This is a genomic window from Sphaerotilus sp. FB-3, from assembly GCF_023706025.1.
Taxonomy (GTDB): domain Bacteria; phylum Pseudomonadota; class Gammaproteobacteria; order Burkholderiales; family Burkholderiaceae_C; genus Sphaerotilus; species Sphaerotilus sulfidivorans.
In genome coordinates this window covers 47349-59988 of sequence record NZ_BQWE01000046.1, presented here as the reverse complement: position 1 = coordinate 59988, position 12640 = coordinate 47349, and the positions used below count along the sequence as shown (strand labels likewise).

The 12640-nt window shown below is 69.5% G+C and carries 17 protein-coding genes; 10 read left to right on the top strand and 7 right to left on the bottom strand.

Annotated elements, in window-relative coordinates:
• Positions 1–66: 66 nt before the first annotated feature.
• Positions 67–714 (top strand): DUF47 domain-containing protein, encoded by a 648-nt coding sequence (locus NFT33_RS15725; protein WP_037479331.1) that lies wholly within the window; start codon positions 67–69, stop codon positions 712–714.
• 7 nt (positions 715–721) lie between these two features.
• The gene (locus NFT33_RS15720; protein ID WP_251676756.1) at positions 722–1732 is read left to right on the top strand and encodes an inorganic phosphate transporter; all 1011 of its coding nucleotides are present in this window, start codon (positions 722–724) and stop codon (positions 1730–1732) included.
• On the opposite strand, the gene NFT33_RS15715 is transcribed toward NFT33_RS15720, so the two are convergent.
• Both NFT33_RS15715 and NFT33_RS15710 read right to left on the bottom strand, forming a co-directional pair.
• Positions 1708–2178, bottom strand: a complete 471-nt coding sequence (locus NFT33_RS15715) for a hypothetical protein (RefSeq protein ID WP_251676754.1) — start codon at positions 2176–2178, stop codon at positions 1708–1710. The two genes, NFT33_RS15720 and NFT33_RS15715, sit on opposite strands and share 25 nt — an antisense overlap.
• Positions 2179–2197: 19 nt before the next feature.
• The gene (locus NFT33_RS15710) at positions 2198–2749 is read right to left on the bottom strand and encodes a GNAT family N-acetyltransferase (protein ID WP_220786065.1); all 552 of its coding nucleotides are present in this window, start codon (positions 2747–2749) and stop codon (positions 2198–2200) included.
• A 215-nt stretch (positions 2750–2964) separates the two neighbouring features.
• On the opposite strand from NFT33_RS15710, the gene rpsP reads away from it, so the two are divergent.
• The 6 genes from rpsP to NFT33_RS15680 all read left to right on the top strand — a co-directional run bounded on the left by rpsP (position 2965) and on the right by NFT33_RS15680 (position 6917).
• Positions 2965–3234, top strand: coding sequence for a 30S ribosomal protein S16 (gene rpsP, locus NFT33_RS15705; protein ID WP_149502608.1), 270 nt, complete (start codon positions 2965–2967; stop codon positions 3232–3234).
• A 53-nt stretch (positions 3235–3287) separates the two neighbouring features.
• Positions 3288–3881 carry a ribosome maturation factor RimM gene (gene rimM, locus NFT33_RS15700; protein WP_149502609.1) on the top strand — a complete coding sequence of 198 codons (594 nt, stop codon included), beginning with the start codon at positions 3288–3290 and terminating at the stop codon, positions 3879–3881.
• Positions 3882–3920: 39 nt separating this feature from the next.
• Positions 3921–4685 (top strand): tRNA (guanosine(37)-N1)-methyltransferase TrmD, encoded by a 765-nt coding sequence (trmD, locus tag NFT33_RS15695; RefSeq protein ID WP_149502610.1) that lies wholly within the window; start codon positions 3921–3923, stop codon positions 4683–4685.
• A gap of 88 nt (positions 4686–4773) precedes the next feature.
• Positions 4774–5127, top strand: a complete 354-nt coding sequence (gene rplS, locus NFT33_RS15690; RefSeq protein WP_037479324.1) for a 50S ribosomal protein L19 — start codon at positions 4774–4776, stop codon at positions 5125–5127.
• Between the two features lie 72 nt (positions 5128–5199).
• Positions 5200–5928, top strand: a complete 729-nt coding sequence (locus NFT33_RS15685) for a CoA pyrophosphatase (protein ID WP_251676752.1) — start codon at positions 5200–5202, stop codon at positions 5926–5928.
• Positions 5925–6917 carry a CobD/CbiB family protein gene (locus NFT33_RS15680; RefSeq protein ID WP_149502612.1) on the top strand — a complete coding sequence of 331 codons (993 nt, stop codon included), beginning with the start codon at positions 5925–5927 and terminating at the stop codon, positions 6915–6917. The genes NFT33_RS15685 and NFT33_RS15680 overlap by 4 nt, the downstream gene beginning before the upstream one ends.
• Positions 6918–6948: 31 nt before the next feature.
• On the opposite strand, the gene NFT33_RS15675 is transcribed toward NFT33_RS15680, so the two are convergent.
• A complete protein-coding gene (locus NFT33_RS15675; RefSeq protein WP_251676744.1) occupies positions 6949–7590 on the bottom strand; it encodes a LysE/ArgO family amino acid transporter in 642 nt (213 codons plus the stop codon).
• Between the two features lie 75 nt (positions 7591–7665).
• Between NFT33_RS15675 and NFT33_RS15670 the strand changes: the two genes are divergently transcribed.
• Positions 7666–8568, top strand: coding sequence for a LysR family transcriptional regulator ArgP (locus NFT33_RS15670; RefSeq protein ID WP_259373347.1), 903 nt, complete (start codon positions 7666–7668; stop codon positions 8566–8568).
• A 22-nt stretch (positions 8569–8590) separates the two neighbouring features.
• Here the strand turns inward: NFT33_RS15670 and rsgA are convergent, their stop codons facing one another.
• Entirely contained in the window at positions 8591–9505 is a 915-nt protein-coding gene (gene rsgA / locus NFT33_RS15665; RefSeq protein WP_251676742.1) for a ribosome small subunit-dependent GTPase A, read from the bottom strand.
• Positions 9506–9515: 10 nt separating this feature from the next.
• Positions 9516–10781, bottom strand: coding sequence for a M48 family metallopeptidase (locus tag NFT33_RS15660; protein WP_251676740.1), 1266 nt, complete (start codon positions 10779–10781; stop codon positions 9516–9518).
• A gap of 58 nt (positions 10782–10839) precedes the next feature.
• Between NFT33_RS15660 and orn the strand changes: the two genes are divergently transcribed.
• Entirely contained in the window at positions 10840–11436 is a 597-nt protein-coding gene (gene orn, locus NFT33_RS15655; protein ID WP_251676738.1) for an oligoribonuclease, read from the top strand.
• Between the two features lie 35 nt (positions 11437–11471).
• Here the strand turns inward: orn and NFT33_RS15650 are convergent, their stop codons facing one another.
• Entirely contained in the window at positions 11472–12059 is a 588-nt protein-coding gene (locus NFT33_RS15650) for a CAP domain-containing protein (RefSeq protein ID WP_251676736.1), read from the bottom strand.
• A gap of 104 nt (positions 12060–12163) precedes the next feature.
• The gene (locus NFT33_RS15645) at positions 12164–12637 is read right to left on the bottom strand and encodes a MarR family winged helix-turn-helix transcriptional regulator (RefSeq protein WP_251676734.1); all 474 of its coding nucleotides are present in this window, start codon (positions 12635–12637) and stop codon (positions 12164–12166) included.
• Between the last annotated feature and the right edge of the window lie 3 nt (positions 12638–12640).

Here is a 12640-nt window from a genome sequence, read left to right as displayed (position 1 = left end):
CCGCCGCCCGGCGGGCATTCGGTCACCCCCTGACCGTTCCTGTCCCTCTCCCCCCTGGAGCTCAACATGCTGTTCGGCAAGCTGCTGCCGCGCGAAGGCAATTTCTTCGAACTGTTCAACAAGCACGGCGAGGCGATGGTCGCCGGATCGCGCTCCTTCCAGAGTCTGCTGCAGAACTACGGCGACACCTATCTGCGCGAGAAGTACGCCGCCGAGGTGGACGCGGCCGAGCACGCCGCCGACAAGGTGACCGCCGAGGTCAACCGCCTGCTGCACAAGACCTTCATCACCCCGATCGACCGCGAGCAGATCCACGGCCTGATCAACGCGATGGACGATGTGCTCGACCTGTTCCAGGATGTCTCCGAGACGCTGGCGCTGTACGACGTGCGCACCATCACCGAGGAGGTGCTGCGCCTGGGCGATCTGGCGGCCAAGTGCGGCGAGCGCGTCGCGCATGCGGTGTCGCTGCTGGGCAAGCTCAGCGACCACAGCGTCGCCGAGGCCACCGTCAAGACCTGCGAGGAGATCGACCGCCTCGAGTCCGATGCCGACCGGGTGATGCGCTCGGCGATGTCGCGCCTGTTCCGCGAAGAGCAGGACATCCGCGAGCTGATCAAGCTCAAGGCGATCTACGAGATGCTCGAGTCGATCACCGACAAGTGCGAGGACGTGGCCAACCTGATCGAGGGCATCGTCCTCGAAAATTCCTGATCGCATCATGGACGGCATTCAGGTCAGTCTCTGGGTGGTGGTGCTGCTGGTCGCTCTGGCGCTGCTGTTCGACTTCATGAACGGCTTCCATGATGCGGCCAACTCCATCGCCACCGTCGTCTCCACCGGCGTGCTCAAGCCGCAGCAGGCGGTGCTGTTCGCGGCCTTCTTCAACTTCATCGCCATCGGCATCTTCCACCTGAAGATCGCCGCCACCGTCGGCAAGGGCATCGTCGAGCCGGGCATCGTCGACTATCACGTCGTCTTCGGCGCGCTGGTGGGGGCGATCACCTGGAACGTGGTCACCTGGTTCTACGGCATTCCGTCGAGTTCCTCGCATGCGCTGATCGGCGGCATCGTCGGCTCGGTGACCGCCAAGGCCGGGCTGGATGCGCTGATCGGCGCGGGCATCTGGAAGACGGTCGCCTTCATCCTGGTCTCGCCCACGCTGGGCTTCATCCTGGGCTCGCTGCTGATGGTGATCGTCGCGTGGCTGTTCCGGCGCAGCACGCCGATCCGGATCGACAACTGGTTCAGGCGCCTGCAGCTGGTCTCCGCCGGCCTGTACAGCCTGGGCCACGGTGGCAACGACGCGCAGAAGACCATCGGCATCATCTGGATGCTGCTGATCGCCACCGGCTACACCAGTGCCACCGACGCGATGCCGCCGGGCTGGGTCATCTGGTCGTGCTACATCGCCATCGGCCTGGGCACGATGTTCGGCGGCTGGCGCATCGTCAAGACCATGGGCCAGAAGATCACCAAGCTCAAGCCGGTCGGCGGCTTCTGCGCCGAGACCGGTGGCGCGATGACGCTGTTCCTGGCGTCCTGGCTGGGCGTGCCGGTGTCGACCACGCACACCATCACCGGCGCCATCGTCGGCGTGGGCTCGACGCAGCGCGCCTCGGCGGTGCGCTGGGGCGTGGCCGGCAACATCGTCTGGGCCTGGATCTTCACGATTCCGGCCTCGGCGGCGGTCGCGGCCGGCGCCTACTACCTGGGCACGCTGATTCTCTGAGGCGTCTGCAGGTCGGCCTCGGCCTGCGCCTCGAACCAGCGCTGCAGGCCGAAGGCGATCGACGACATCAGCACCGTCGTGCCGATCAGCAGCGCGGCGATCACCGCCAGCACCGCGCCCCAGCCGCTGGGCGGCGTGCCGCCGCTGCGCCCGGCGTTGTGCTGCGCATCCCAGCGCTCGTCGGGCGTCAGGCCGGTCAGGATGGTCGCGAGCATCGCCGCGGCGAAGGACAGCCCGCCCAGCGGCAGCATCCAGGCCGCCTGGGCATCGTCGATGCCGAAGGCGTCGAGCCGCTGCAGGCCGGCCAGCCCGGTCAGCGTGGCCAGCAGATGCAGCCATCCCCAGGCGTCACGCAGGCCGTGACGCCAGAATCGGTGCAGGCCGAAGGTGCCGCCCAGCAGCGTCAGCCAGGTGGCGCGGGTCTTGGAGCGGGGGTGGGCGCTCATCTCGCGGCTCCGGGCGGGATCAGTCGCCGGCTGGCGCCGAGGCGCTGCCGTCGCCGAGCGCGCGCTGCATGATCACCACATCCAGCCAGCGATCGAACTTCCAGCCCGAGTCGCGCATCACGCCGGTGTGCTCGAAGCCGCAGGCGCGGTGCACGCCGATCGAGCCGGCATTGGCCGAGTCGCCGATGACCGCGAACATCTGCCGCGCGCCCAGCGCGGTGCAGCGCGCGATCAGCTCGGCCAGCAGCAGCCGGCCCAGGCCCCGGCGCTGCGCCTGCGGGCCCAGATAGATCGAGTCCTCCAGCGAGAAGCGCCAGGCCGGTCGCAGCCGGAACAGGTTGGCATAGGCATAGCCGACGACCTGCGGGCCGCGGCCGTCGCCGCTGTCGACCTCGGCCACCAGCCAGGGCAGATTGCGGCCGAGCACCTCGTCGCGCCGTCGTGCCATCTCGGTCGCGTCGGGCGCTTCGGTCTCGAAGGTGCCGGTGCCGTGGAGCACATTCCAGGCATAGATCTCGGCGATGGCCGCCACGTCGGTCGGCAGGCTGGGGCGAATCAGTGTCTCGGGCATCGAAGGCAGCTTATAATCTCGGGTTTTCCGGCGACGGCTGATCGGCAGCATGCCACGCAGCACGTATCTAACGGGGCCGGGAGAAGCCTGATTGTCAATGCATTCGTCACTTCGATCTGCCGGCCTGCGTGTCTCCCGGTCCTGTGGATCACCGGTCATTCCGGGGCACCGGTACCTGCGCCCCGAACCTGACACCTTCTGATCGAGGAAACATCATGGTCGTGATTCGTCTGTCCCGCGGCGGCTCCAAGAAGCGCCCGTTCTACAACATCGTCGTCGCCCCGAAGGCCGAGCGCCGTGACGGCCGCTTCATCGAGCGCGTCGGCTTCTACAACCCGGTCGCTTCCGGCCAGGCCGAAGCCCTGCGCGTCGCCTTCGACCGCGTCGAGTACTGGACCGGTGTCGGCGCCCAGATGTCGCCGACCGTCGACCGCCTGGTCAAGCAGGCCAAGGGCGCTGCCGTTGCTCCGGCCGCTGCCGCCTGAGATCGGCCCGACCGGTCTTCCCTGCATCTCTCGTCTGACCTGAACGGATTCCGATGAACACGCAGCCTCACGACGACGACGTGGCCTGGCCCGACGACGCCGTCGAGGTCGCGCGGGTGCAGGATGCCTGGGGCATCAAGGGCTGGCTGCGCGTGCAGCCGCATGCCGCCGATCCCCAGGCGCTTTTCTCGTCGCGCCGCTGGTTCCTGCAGCCGCCGGCCGGCAAGCCGCGTCCGAAGGACGCGCCGCCGCTGCCCCGCCTGCTGCATGTGACGCTGGTGAAGGAGCACGGCGACGGCATCGTCGCGTCGGTGCGCGAAGTCGCCGACCGCAACGGCGCCGAGGCGCTCAAGGGCGCACGCATCTTCGTGTCGCGCCAGAGCTTCCCCTCGACCGATGACGGCGAGTACTACTGGGTCGACCTGATCGGCCTGGAGGTCGTCAACCGCGAGGGCGAGCCGCTGGGCACTGTCGCCGAGATGATCGACACCGGGCCGCACTGCGTGATGCGGCTCGAGCAGGCCTCGACCGATGCCGCCGGCAAGGCGCGCACCGTCGAGCGCATGATTCCCTTCGTCGCCGCCTACATCGATGGCGTCGACCTGCCCGGACGGCGCATCACCGCCGACTGGGGCCTCGACTACTGACTTGCCGTCGCGCGGGTGCCGCGTGCCGGACCGGATGGCATGCGCTTCGATGTCCTGACCCTCTTTCCCGAGCTGTTCGACCCGTTCATGAAGGTCGGCGTGACCCGCCGCGCCTACGCGACGCGCCAGGTCGATGTGCGGCTGTGGCCGCTGCGCGACTTCGCCGACGACAACTACCGCCGGGTCGATGACCGGCCCTACGGTGGCGGCCCGGGCATGGTCATGCTGGTCGAGCCGCTGGAGCGGGCGCTGGCGGCGCTGCGCGCCGACCGCGCCGAGCCTGAAGGTGCGCAGGCGCCGGTGATCCTGTTCAGCCCGGCCGGTGCGCCGCTGACGCAGGCGCGGGTGCAGCGCCTGGCGGCCTCGCCCGGCGCGGTGCTGCTGTGCGGCCGCTACGAGGGCATCGACCAGCGCTTCGTCGACCGCCATGTCGACGAGGAGATCAGCCTGGGCGACTTCGTGCTGTCGGGCGGCGAGCTGCCGGCGCTGACGCTGCTCGATGCGGTCACGCGCCTGCAGCCCGGCGTGCTGCACGACGCGGCCTCGCACGAGCAGGACAGCTTCTCCGACGGCCTGCTCGACTGCCCGCACTACAGCCGTCCCGAGCGCCTGGGCGACGATGGGGTGCCGGAGGTGCTGATGTCGGGCCACCATGCCCGCATCCAGCGCTGGCGGCGCGAGCAGCAGCTGGCCATCACTGCCCGGCGTCGGCCTGACCTGATCGAGGCGGCGCGGGCCGCCGGACGCCTCAGTCGCGCCGACGAGCAGTTCCTGGTGCAGTTCCTGTCGAAAACCGAGCTATAATCTTCGGTTTTGATCCTCTGCCTGAAGGCAACCAGGCGTCCGAGCACGGGCGCCTCCGCCGCTGCAGGCACGATCTCAGGAGCCCCTCATGGATCTGATCCGTCAGCTCGAGCAAGAAGAAATCGCTCGTCTCAACAAGACCATTCCCGAGTTCGCCCCCGGCGACACGGTGATCGTCAGCGTCAACGTCGTCGAAGGCACCCGCAAGCGCGTCCAGGCCTACGAAGGCGTCGTGATCGCCCGCCGCAACCGTGGCCTGAACAGCAACTTCATCGTCCGCAAGATCTCCAGCGGCGAAGGCGTGGAGCGTACGTTCCAGCTGTACAGCCCGCTGATCGCCTCGATCGAGGTCAAGCGCCGCGGCGACGTGCGCCGTGCGAAGCTGTACTACCTGCGCCAGCGCAGCGGCAAGTCGGCCCGCATCAAGGAAAAGCTGGCCTGATCGTCAGATCATCGGCAAAGCTGCAAGGCCGCCTTCGGGCGGCCTTGTCATTTTCGGCCTATGCTGAAAGGCATGGCCCGACCCTCGCTCATCCGTGATCCGCGCGCCGTGCCGGTGACGCGCGCCGACGATCACCTGCCTGCGCTGCCGCCGCAGCTGCTGCTGCCGCCGGTGCTGCGGCATGTCTTCGCCACCGCGCCGACCGACTGGCCGCCCGAGCTGCCCGGGGACGGCGGCGGACCCCTCGCCGAGCGCACGCCGGCTGCCGCCGCGGTGCTGGTGCCGCTGGTGCCGCGCGAGGATGGGCTGCGGGTGCTGCTGACGCGGCGCACCGACCATCTGCGCGACCATGCCGGCCAGATCAGCTTTCCCGGCGGCCGGGTCGATCCGGGCGAGACCGATCCGGTGGTGACCGCGCTGCGCGAGGCGCGCGAGGAGGTCGGCCTGGATGCCCGCCATGTCGAGGTGATCGGTGCGCTGCCGGTCTACACCACCGTGACCGCCTACCGGGTCACGCCGGTGGTCGCGCTGGTGCACCCGCCCTTCGAGCTCTCGCTTGACGCCTTCGAGGTGGCCGAGGCCTTCGAGGTGCCGCTGCAGTTCCTGATGACGCCTGCCCATCACCGCATTCACCAGCTCGACGGCGATGCCGGCAGGCGCTTCCTGTCGATGCCGTGGCGCGAAGGTGAGCGCGAATATTTCATCTGGGGAGCGACCGCCGCGATGCTGCGCAACCTCTACCACTTCCTGGCGCGGGCTCAGGCGGGAGCGGCATCGGCACCGCTATCATTCATGGCATGAGTTTTCTTGCCGTCCTGCTGGCCCTGATCGTCGAGCAGCTGCGTCCGCTGCCGCAGGGCAATCCTGTCCATGAATCCCTGATCGACTGGGCGCGCTGGACGGCGCGCAACTTCGACGCCGGCCGCGAGCACCATGCCTGGGTGGTCTGGGCGGTCACGCTGAGCGTGCCCTCGCTGCTGGTGTTCGGCGTGTTCAAGCTGTTCGACCACTACAGCGTGCTGCTGGCCCTGCTGTGGAATCTGGTGGTGCTCTACCTGACGCTGGGTTTCCGCCAGTTCAGCCATCACTTCACCGACATCCGCGACGCGCTCGAGCAGGGCCAGGAAGAGCGCGCGCGCACGGTGCTGCAGCAGTGGCGCCATCTCGATGCCAGCGAGCTGCCGCGCACCGAGCTGCTGCGCCATGTCATCGAGCATGCGCTGCTGGCCGCGCACCGCCATGTCTTCGGCGTGTTCTTCTGGTTCGTGCTGGGCTCGGCGATGGGGCTGGGGCCGGTCGGTGCGGTGGTCTACCGCATGGCCGAGTTCTGCTCGCGCTACTGGGCCTTCAAGACCCGCGCCGAGGTCGCTGCGGTCAACGAGGGGCTGTCGCGGCGCTCGCAGCTGGCCTTCTCGGTGCTCGACTATGTGCCGGCGCGCATGACCGCGGCCGGCTTCGCGGTGGTCGGCAACTTCGAGGAGGCGGTCGATGGCTGGCGCCAGCACGCCGGCCTCTGGAAGAACGACAACGACGGCATCCTGCTGTCGGCCGCGGCCGGGGCCTGCGGCGTGTCGCTGGGTGGCGCGGCCGCGCCGGTCATCGCACCGGCTTCGGTGTCGACCACCTTCGACGCGATGCTGCCGGTCGACGAGGATGACGGCCAGGGCAGCATGCCGGGCGCCGCCCCGACGCTGGCGCATCTGCGCTCGGTGGTCGGGCTGGTCTGGCGCTCGATGGTGCTGTGGATGCTGCTGCTGGCGCTGCTGTCGCTGGCCAATCTGCTGGGCTGAGGGCGGCGTCTGCCTGCCGCCGCCGTGCGGCTCAGGGGTGCAGCGAGCGCATCGTCAGTCCGCCGGCCAGGCCCATCATCATCAGCGCGACGCTGGCATCGAAGACCCGCCAGGTCTGCGGGCGGCGGAACAGCGGCGCCAGGCGGCCGGCCGCCCAGGCCAGCAGCGTGAACCACAGCAGGCTCGACGAAGCCGCGCCGGCCGCGAAGGCCCAGCGCCCGTCCGCCCCTTGCGCATTCGCCAGCGAGCCGATCAGCACCGTGGTGTCCAGCCACGCATGCGGATTGAGCCAGCTGAAGGCAGCGGCCTGCAGCATCACCCGCCCGCGGCCGACCGGCGCGTCATCCTCGCGGCTGGTCAGCCCGGCTGCCGCCGGCTGCCAGGCCCGCCGCGCCGCCTGCCAGCCATAGACCGACAGGAACAGGATGCCGGCCACCGTGATGATCGGCACCACCATCGGCAGCCGGTCCGATACCAGGCCGATGCCGGCGGTGCCCAGCGCGATCAGCAGCACATCCGACAGGGTGCACACCGCGACGACCGCGCCCACATGCTCGCGCCGGATGCCCTGGCGCAGGATGAAGGCGTTCTGCGCGCCGATCGCGATGATCAGGCCGGCGCAGGTCGCCATGCCCAGAAAGTAGGTCGAGAGGGAGAAGGTGCTGAAGCTCATGGCCGCCAGCGTAGGCTCCGTGCTGAATGCAGGCCAGCTAAACTTCATAAGCATGATTAAGCTGAGCTTCACTTCATGATCGATCTGGTGGCGCTGCGGGCGCTGGCGATGGTGCTGCGGCTGGGCTCGTTCGAGCGCGCGGCGCGCGAGCTGCATGTGACGCCCTCGGCGATCTCGCAGCGGGTGCGGGCGCTGGAAGATCGCCTGGGCTGCATGCTGGTGGTGCGCGCCAGTCCGGCCGAGGCCACGCCCGAGGGCGCGCGGCTGTACCGGCATTTCCTGCAGATCGAGCTGCTCGAGGCCGACCTGCGCGAGGATCTGCAGCCGCTGGCCGAGGTCGATCCGGTCGGCCCCCGCAGCATCCCGATCGCGGTCAACGCCGACAGCCTGGCGACCTGGGTGCTGCCGGCGTTGGCGGATTTCCATGCCCGCACCGGCGACACGGTGGCGCTGGAGGTCGACGATCAGGACCACACCCGCGAGTGGCTGAAGAACGGCACGGTGATCGGCGCGGTCACCACCGCGGCCGAGCCGCTGGCGGGCTGCCGGGTCGATGCGCTGGGGCAGATGTCCTATGTCGCGGCGGTCAGTCCGGCGTTCCGAGCCCGCTATTTCGAGGGACGAACGCTGGTGGAGGGCTTCCGCAGCGCGCCGATGCTGGTGTTCAACCAGAAGGACCTGATGCAGCACCGCTTCCTGCGTCAGGTGGCCGGCGAGGACTGCCATCCGCCGCAGTGGTGGGGCTTCTCGACCCAGAGTTTTCTGGAGGCCGGTCTGATCGGGATGGGCTGGGGCCTGCATCCTCGCCCGCTGGTGGCCGAGATGCTGGCCGACGGCCGGCTGGTCGACCTCTGTCCCGGCCACAGCCTGACGGTCACGCTCTACTGGCAGAGCTGGCGGCTGGAGTCGGCACGGGTGAAGCTGCTGCGCGAATGCCTGTGGCGCGCCTCGAGCGCGGTGCTCGAGCCCGGCGCCTGAGCCACGGGCCCGGGCGCGCGGCTCACCAGCGGGTGCGGGTCAGCTCGTCGCGCAGGTCGAGGTAGATGCGGTGACGGATGTCGGTGATCTCGCCGCGCTCGAGGGCCGCCAGCACCTGGCAGCCCGGCTCATGGTCGTGGCTGCAGTTGGCGAAGCGGCAGGCGCCCAGATGGCGCGCGAAATCGGGCATCAGCGCGGCCAGATCGGCCACCGGCACCTGGCGCAGGCCGAATTCCTGGAAGCCGGGCGAGTCGATCAGCGCCGCCTCATGCGCCTTGTCGAGCCAGTACCAGCGGGTGTGCGTGGTGGTGTGGCGGCCGGAGTTCAGCGCGGTCGAGATCTCGCCGACCTGCGCGGCCGCGTCCGGCACCAGCAGATTGACCAGCGTGCTCTTGCCGGTGCCCGACGGCCCCAGCACCAGCGTGGCGCCGCTCGAGAGCGCGGCCAGGCGCTCTCTGGCCTCGTCGGGGCGGGTCTTCAGCGCCACCTCGATGATCGGGTGACCCATCGCGGCGTAGGGCGCCAGGCGCGCGCGCGCGGCCGCGGCCGCCTCGCTCAGGTCGGTCTTGTTCAGCAGGATGTGCGCCGGAATGCCGGCGTGCGCGGCGGCGATCAGCGCGCGGGTGAGCTGGCTCTCGCTGAAGACCGGCTCGGCGGCGACCATCACCAGCAGCCGGTCGAGGTTGGCGGCGAAGGACTTGGTCTTCCACTCGTCCTGGCGGTAGAAGAGGTTGCGCCGCGGCTCGATCGCCTCGATCACGCCCTCGTGGCCGCGGCTGTCGGTGACCTGCCAGCGCACCCGGTCGCCGACGACGCAGTCGCTCTTCTTGCCGCGGGTGCTGCACTGGACCTCGCGGCCCTCGGGCGTCTCGACGATGTAGTGGCGGCCGTGGCCGGCGATGACGCGGCCGATGTCGAGTTCGATGGTTTGCGGCATGAAGCGGGGGTCAGCGCCCGGCCAGCGCGGCGAGGCGCTCCGACGCGGGCGGGTGGGAATAGTGGAAGCGCACGTACACCGGGTCCGGCGTCAGCGTCGAGGCATTGTCCTGGAAGAGCTTGAGCAGTGCGGCGCGCAGATCGGCGCCCGAGGCCTGGCGGCAGGCATAGGCATCGGCCTCGAACTCATGGCGGCGCGAACTGGCGGCGGTCAGCGGCGCCAGCAGGAAGCCGAACACCGGCCCGGCCAGCATCAGCAGCAGCAGCGCCAGCGCATGGTTGGGCGCGAGCATGTTGGGCTGCACGCCCAGGCCGGTGTAGAAGGCCGCCTGGCCCATCAGCCAGCCCAGCAGTGCCAGGCTGCCCAGCCACACGCCCATCAGCATCAGGATGCGCTTCGGGACATGGCGATGGTGGAAGTGGCCCAGCTCATGCGCCAGCACCGCCTCCACCTCGCCGGGCGTCAGCCGCGACAGCAGCGTGTCGAAGAACACCACCCGCTTGGAGGCGCCGAAGCCGGTGAAATAGGCGTTCGCGTGCGCCGAGCGGCGCGAGCCGTCCATCACGAACAGGCCCTGAGCGCGGAAGCCGCAGCGCTGCATCAGCGTCTCGACGCGGCCTTTCAGCGCCTCGTCGGCCAGCGGCTGGAAGCGGTTGAACATCGGCGCGATGACGGTCGGATAGACCACCTGCATCAGCAGCGTGAAGCCAGCCAGCGCCGCGAAGGCCCACAGCCACCACAGCGGGCCGGCGGCGGCCATCAGCCACAGCACCAGCGCCAGCAGCGGCACGCCGACCACCGCGCCGACCATCGCGCCCACCGCCGCATCCTTCAGCCACAGCCCCGGCGTCATGCGGTTGAAGCCGAAGCGCTGCTCCAGCCGGAAGGTGCGCCACAGGTCGAAGGGCAGGTCGATCAGGCTGCCGATCACGCTGACGGCCATCACCAGCGCGATCTGGTAGGCCAGGTCGCCCCAGCGCGGCAGCACCGCCTCGCGCACGAGGATGTTGAGCGCGTCGAGCCCGCCCAGCAGCGTCCAGCCCAGCAGCACCGCGCTGCCCCAGGCGGTGGTCAGCAGCTCCAGGCGCTGGCGCGCGATCGTGTAGTCGGCGGCCTTGCGGTGCGCCTCCAGGCTGACGGTGCCGGCGAAGTCGGCCGGCACCGTGTCGCGGTGGCGTGCCACATGGCGGATCTGGCGGCCGATCAGCCACAGCCGCAGCACCAGCCGCAGCATCACGGCAGCGGCGAAGACGGACATCACGACAAGCGAGTTCATGCGCGGCATTCTCGCCGATGGCGCGTGGGAAAATCCCGGCCTTCCGATGGAGTCCCCGATGTCCGACCTGACTGTTCCCGCCGCCCCCGAAGCCCCGGCGGTTCCCGAGCTCGCCCGCCATGACCAGAACCTGATCTGGGTCGACATGGAGATGACCGGGCTCGATCCGATGACCGACCGCATCATCGAGATCGCCGTCGTCGTCACCGACGCGCAGCTCCATGTGCGGGTCGAGGGTCCGGTGATCGCGGTGCACCAGTCCGACGAGGTGCTGAACCGGATGGACGCCTGGAACAAGGGCACGCACGGCAGGAGCGGCCTGATCGACCGGGTCAAGGCCTCGACGATCGACGAGGACGCCGCGCAGCTGCAGGTGATCGAGTTCCTGCGCAGGTACGTCAGCGCCAAGGCCTCGCCGATGTGCGGCAACAGCATCTGCCAGGACCGCCGCTTCATGGCCAACTACATGAAGCGCCTGGAGGCCTTCTTCCACTACCGCAACGTCGATGTCTCGACGCTGAAGGAGCTGGCGCGGCGCTGGCAGCCCGGCCTGGTCGAAGGCTTCAGGAAGCACCAGAAGCACACCGCGCTGGCCGACATCCACGAGTCGATCGACGAGCTGCAGTACTACCGCCAGCACATCCTGAAGATCTGAGCCTGGCGGCGGCCGGGGCTCGGTGCCTCGGCGCCTCAGCGCCGGCCGAGCATCAGCACCCAGTAGCTGTCGTACTGTGCAGTGCTGGAGGGCGTGCAGGCCAGTGCGACCTCCTGGAAGCCGGCATTCATCAGCGCCGAGCAGTGGCCGGCGCTGGCCAGCCAGCCCTGCAGCGCGGCCTCGGCCGAGGCGTAGCCCGCGCCGATGTTCTCCCCGACCTGATCGCTGGTGTAGCCGGCCCGCCGGGCGCGGCTGGCGGGCGTCGAGCCGTCCAGGCCGGTGTGGTCGAAATAGTTGCTGCGGGCCATGTCGCTGGCATGTGCCTGCGCGGCGCTGGCCAGCGTGCCGCTCCAGCTCAGCGCGCCGGCCGCCGCGAAGCGGGTGCTGCCGCACTGGCGCGCCACCGCTCGCAGCGCATTGATCCGGGCCAGGACCGTCGCCGAGGCGCCCGCCACATCGCTGCAGCCCAGGCTGCTGGTCGTGCCGGTGCTGCCGTAGCTGCCGCCACTGCTGTCGCCGCTGGTGTTGCCGGAGCCGCCGCAGCCGCCCAGCAGCAGCGTGATCAGGCTGGCTGCCGCGGCTGCCCTGATCCGGCTTCCAGTCCAGGAACCTGTCGTAACCATTGTTTCTTCCTCCCGTCGAGAAGGGCGATTCTTCCGGGTCGGAATGTTTCAATGGGTTTAGCAGGTGTGAGGGCGTGTCTTCTTGCGTGTCGATCTGTTGCGATTCAGTCCGCAGCACCGACCTGATGCCGCGCGACCTTGTCGAGCAACTCGATCAGCATCGCGCGCTCGGCGCGGCTGAGCGCGCCGTCGAGGTCGGCCTCCATCGCCGGCGTGCGCGCCAGCGCCTGGTCGGTCAGCGCGCGGCCGGCCGAGCTCAGCAGCACATGCTGCGAGCGCCGGTCGGTCTCGCTGCGGATGCGCTCGATCAGGCCGCGCTCCTGCATGCGGTCGAGCAGGATCGTCAGGTTCGGCGCCGACAGCGCCAGCGCCTGCGCGAGCTGCTTCGGCGTGAGGCGGATGCTGGCGTCGAGCAGCATCAGCAGCGAGTACTCGACCGGGCGCAGCTCGAGCGGCTGGCCGACATGGCGCAGGAACATCGCCTGCGTCGTGACCCGCGCGCGGGCGACGTGGTAGCCGACGACATCGTCGAGCACGCCCTGGCGGACCGGATTCTTCTTGGCGTGGGAGGTGTCCATGCC